General features: G+C 77.1%; 1 protein-coding gene. It reads right to left on the reverse strand.

What is annotated here, in order from left to right; translation table 11 throughout:
- Nucleotides 1-74: 74 nt before the first annotated feature.
- Nucleotides 75-407: a YidH family protein gene (locus tag FL311_RS43680; protein WP_141333600.1), complete on the reverse strand. Its 333-nt coding sequence runs from the start codon at nucleotides 405-407 to the stop codon at nucleotides 75-77.
- Between the last annotated feature and the right edge of the window lie 35 nt (nucleotides 408-442).

Here is a 442-nt window from a genome sequence, read left to right on the forward strand (position 1 = left end):
CCCCTCGACGGGTCGCTCGTGCGGCCGCCGCCGACAACGGGAGCACCGACGACCGGCGTTGCTCCCCGCGGCGCTCACACCGTCAGGGCGACGGCCACGGCTGCGACGGCGACGGCGATCAGGGCCCACGTCAGGGCCTCGGCGAACCGCGGCGCCGGCAGCGGTTGCTGCTCCCGCATCGCCTGCTGCACCGCTCGCCAGCGCCGCCGCGCGTTCACGAACACCGCCGCGCCGAGGGCGATGACGGCGGCACCGAGCACCCGCCGGAAGGTCGCCGACCCGGCGTTCGGCAGTGCCCCGGCCAGTGCCACGCCGGCCGCGACGAGCGCGAGGCCGGTACGCAGGTACGCGAGGTAGGTGCGCTCGGCCGCGAGGGTGGCGCGGTAGTCCGGCTCGACGTCGGGCACGGGGCGAGCCTAGTGACGATGGCCCGGTCCCGGGT

The sequence above is a fragment of the Myxococcus sp. AB025B genome (assembly GCF_006518215.1).
Classification (GTDB): Bacteria; Myxococcota; Myxococcia; order Myxococcales; family Myxococcaceae; genus Myxococcus; species Myxococcus fulvus.